The organism is Mesorhizobium sp. FG116 (assembly GCF_057809835.1).
Map to the genome: position 1 here is coordinate 1 of NZ_JBMDKS010000080.1, position 3,372 is coordinate 3,372.

5 protein-coding genes are annotated in these 3,372 nt (G+C 62.6%); 4 read left to right on the forward strand and 1 reads right to left on the reverse strand.

The window, feature by feature from the left end:
• Nucleotides 1-92 precede the first annotated feature (92 nt).
• The 3 genes from ACODTY_RS23525 (at nt 93) to ACODTY_RS23535 (ending at nt 1,673) form a co-directional block, all read left to right on the forward strand.
• Entirely contained in the window at nt 93-683 is a 591-nt protein-coding gene (locus ACODTY_RS23525; RefSeq protein WP_488996596.1) for an SOS response-associated peptidase, read from the forward strand.
• Nucleotides 683-967: a hypothetical protein gene (locus tag ACODTY_RS23530; RefSeq protein WP_488996597.1), complete on the forward strand. Its 285-nt coding sequence runs from the start codon at nt 683-685 to the stop codon at nt 965-967. The genes ACODTY_RS23525 and ACODTY_RS23530 overlap by 1 nt, the downstream gene beginning before the upstream one ends.
• Before the next feature lie 268 nt (nt 968-1,235).
• A complete protein-coding gene (locus ACODTY_RS23535) occupies nt 1,236-1,673 on the forward strand; it encodes a methyltransferase family protein (RefSeq protein WP_488996598.1) in 438 nt (145 codons plus the stop codon).
• Between the two features lie 98 nt (nt 1,674-1,771).
• On the opposite strand, the gene ACODTY_RS23540 is transcribed toward ACODTY_RS23535, so the two are convergent.
• A complete protein-coding gene (locus ACODTY_RS23540; protein ID WP_488996599.1) occupies nt 1,772-2,362 on the reverse strand; it encodes a cold-shock protein in 591 nt (196 codons plus the stop codon).
• Between the two features lie 263 nt (nt 2,363-2,625).
• Here ACODTY_RS23540 and ku point away from each other — a divergent pair.
• On the forward strand, nt 2,626-3,372 hold a 747-nt coding region (gene ku, locus ACODTY_RS23545; RefSeq protein WP_488996600.1), incomplete at its 3' end, for a non-homologous end joining protein Ku.

Here is a 3,372-nt window from a genome sequence, read left to right on the forward strand (position 1 = left end):
CGGCGCGTCGGCATCGAAAAGCTTCGCGGTCATAGCGAGTGAACATACCACGAACGAGGTCGCAATGCAAAGGCGAACCAAACGGAGGACGGATGTGCAATGACTATCGCCTGAAGGTGGAAATCTCGTCGATCATGGAGGAGTTCGCCGACCTCAAGATCAAGATCCGGTTCTCGGAGGGACGGCCGAACATCGAGGCGCGGGACGATATCAAGATCTCGGACGTCGCGCCGATCCTGCGCACCGTCGAGGGCGAGCGGGACGAAGGTGACCTCGTGCAACGACGCTGGAGTTGGCCGGGACCGAACAAGCGGCCGGTCTACAATTTCCGCTCCGATGGGCGCGAGTTCACCTCTAACCGCTGCATCATCATTGCAGACGGATTCTACGAACACACGGACCCAACCGAGAAGGCAAAAAAGCGCAAGGACAAGTGGCTGTTCACGAAGACGGGCGAGCCGATCTTCGCGATCGCGGGCATCTGGCGCGACACAAAGGAGGTCGGCGAGGCCTTCACCATGCTGACGACGGAGCCCGGTCCCGACATCGCGCCCTATCACGATCGTCAGATCGTCATCCTGGAGCGCGGTGCGCGGGCCGACTGGCTCGATCCGTCCGTGCCGGCGCAATCGCTGATCCGGCCACTGCCGGCCGGGACGCTTACCGTCGAACAGGTCGGTTGATGCGCTTCGTCTTTCCGCATAGTCATGCGTTTCCGCGCGGCCGCGTCACGGTCGAAGACGACGGAAGCGACAGACCGGACTGCCTGGTCGAGTTCGGCGACGGCGTGACCGTGATCGGACGATGGCAACGCGATGGCCAGACGATCGACCTTCACGTTCCCACCTATCGTACAGGAAGAGGCACGCAGGTCGCGGCTCATGACTGGCGCCTGACCCGGCGCAAGGACGGCACGTGGCGTTCGGAAAAGCGCGAACCGTCAGGCGGAGCGCCCGATGTGCGTTAGGAATCCCGGAGGACGGTCACTGAACCGGAACCAATGTCCCGACCGAAGGCAATCGCCTATGCGATCGGTCTGCCGCCGGCGCTGTTGGCGCTTGTCTTCGCGCCGGCCGGCCGGCTTGCCTGGGCGCCGGGCTGGGTTTTCATTGCGTTGCTCGTCATTGTGTACGGCTTTTCGGCTTTGGTCCTGTGGCGGGTAAATCCCATCATCTACCGCGCGCAGCCGCTTCCAGCCCGGGACGGAACGCTGGGACCTGGTCCTGCTCTGGCTGATGCTGCCGGCGATGGTGGCGGAGATCCCGCTGGCGACCCTCGACAGCGGCCGGATGGGGTGGCCGGCCGTTCCGCTATCGATCGTGATCGTTGGCTACATCCTGGTTGGCGCAGGCACCCTGCTGGGGACGTGGGCGCAAGCCGTCAATCGCTTCTTCGAGCCCGGCGTCCGCCTCCAGAAGGAGCGCGGCCAGCAGGTTATCTCCTCCGGGCCTTATGCGATCGTCCGCCATCCGGGATATGTCGGGGCGATCATGATATTCGCAGGCCTCGCGCTGGCGCTGGCCTCATGGTGGGCCTTGGTCCCGGCGGCTTGGGCCCGCGCGGTGCTGATCCTACGCACGAGCTGGGAGGACTCCCTGCTTCGTGCCGGGCTGGACGGCTATGCGGACTATGCCCGCCGTGTTCGTTTCCGCCTCTTGCCTGGAATCTGGTGAGACGGAAGGACAAGCGCGCCCAGCGGGTTCCACGGGCATGCGCCTCTGGGCTCCGTCCCAAAGCAGCTATTTTCGACGAAGCTCCCGTAGGAGATGCGTCACGCCAGCCGAAGGCCGCGAACTTCCAGGCCTTTCTTGCCTTGCCCACATTCCATGATTACCGCCTGGCCTTCGGTCAGTACCGTTATCCCTGATCGGCTGAGCACCGTCGCGTGGACGAAAACGTCTTTCCCGCCGTCGCTCGGAGCGATGAAGCCGAATCCCTTCTCCGAATTGTACCACTTCACCGTGCCCGTCGTTTCGCCGGAAGCGACGCGATCAGGCTCGGCCGGCAGCGAACGCGATGGCGCGCCGGCAGGCGCTTCGCCGATTTCCAGGACCTGCGCCACCTGGCGGCCGCGCTGATTTTCCTCGACGATAACCTTGAGCGGTGTTCCCTCCGAGACGCTGCTGCGCCCCGCGGCTTCGAGCGCGCGGATGTGAAGATACGCCTCGGCGCCGTCCTGCAATTTGACGAAGCCAAAACCCTTGCCTTCGTTGAACCATACCACTTCGGCATCGACCGGCAGCGCTTTCGCGGCGGCAGAACGCTGGAAATAGCTTGGTTCGGAAGTCCTCTCCGGCAGAAAGTCCGCCTTGTCATCGGTGCGACGTCCGCGTCGCTCGCGATGGCCTCTGTAATTGCCCATGATCGTCTCGACCGAGTGAATATCGCCTGCGCTCTTTCAGGATAATCTCGGTTGGACGACGTGGTTGTGTCAAATCACCATTGGGACGCGCCGCGATGGCAACACGAATCTTCCGGTGCTTTTTGCGGTCACATAGCCGCACCGAGACCATTTGTCGGGCGATGCTGCCAACCCTTTGAATTCAGATTCTTTTTGACTGCGGAACCATACCGGCGGCCAATGTCTTTATTGATTCGCATAGGTTGTGCCGGAGTGTGAGTGTCATGGTTGCAGCGCGGCCGAACTGGAAGGGTTACATCAAGTTCGGCGAGGTCGCCTGCGCGGTGGCGCTCTATACAGCCGCCTCCTCATCGGAACGCATCGCTTTCAACACGCTCAATCGTGCCACCGGCAACCGGGTGCGCCGCGAATTCGTCGATAGCGAGACGGGCGATCCGGTCGAGCGGGACGACCAGGTCAAGGGCTACGAGATCGAGAACGGCGATTTCGTCGTGCTCGAACCGGAAGAGGTCGCCGCGGCGGTTCCGGAGAGCGACAAGACCCTTAAGATCGAGGCTTTCGTGCCTTGTCACGAGATCGACGACGTCTATTTCGACAAGCCCTACTATCTGGCCCCGGACAGGATGGGCGCCGATGCGTTCAGGCTGCTGCGCGACGGAATGCGGCAGGCGAAGGTCGCCGCGCTCGCCCGCACAGTCCTGTTCCGCCGGTTACGCACGGTGCTGATCCGCCCACACGGCAAGGGCCTGATTGGAACGACGCTTAACTTCGACTACGAAGTCCGCTCGGCCAAGGAAGCCTTCGACGACATCCCGGAGATGAAGATCGAGGGCGAGATGCTCGACCTCGCCAAGCACATCATCAACACCAAGAAGGGCTCGTTCGACGCCAAGAGCTTCGACGACCGCTACGACGCGGCGGTCGCCGAACTGGTCAAGGCCAAGATCGAAGGCAAACCGCTGCCGAAGAAAAAGACGCCGCTGCCCTCCAAGCCGAGCGATCTCCTGCAG

Coding starts and splice junctions, on each gene's coding strand:
- ACODTY_RS23525 (WP_488996596.1), top strand. CDS start 93: ATGTGCAATGACTATCGCCTGAAGGTGGAAATCTCGTCGATCATGGAG.
- ACODTY_RS23530 (WP_488996597.1), top strand. CDS start 683: ATGCGCTTCGTCTTTCCGCATAGTCATGCGTTTCCGCGCGGCCGCGTC.
- ACODTY_RS23535 (WP_488996598.1), top strand. CDS start 1,236: ATGCTGCCGGCGATGGTGGCGGAGATCCCGCTGGCGACCCTCGACAGC.
- ACODTY_RS23540 (WP_488996599.1), bottom strand. CDS start 2,362: ATGGGCAATTACAGAGGCCATCGCGAGCGACGCGGACGTCGCACCGAT.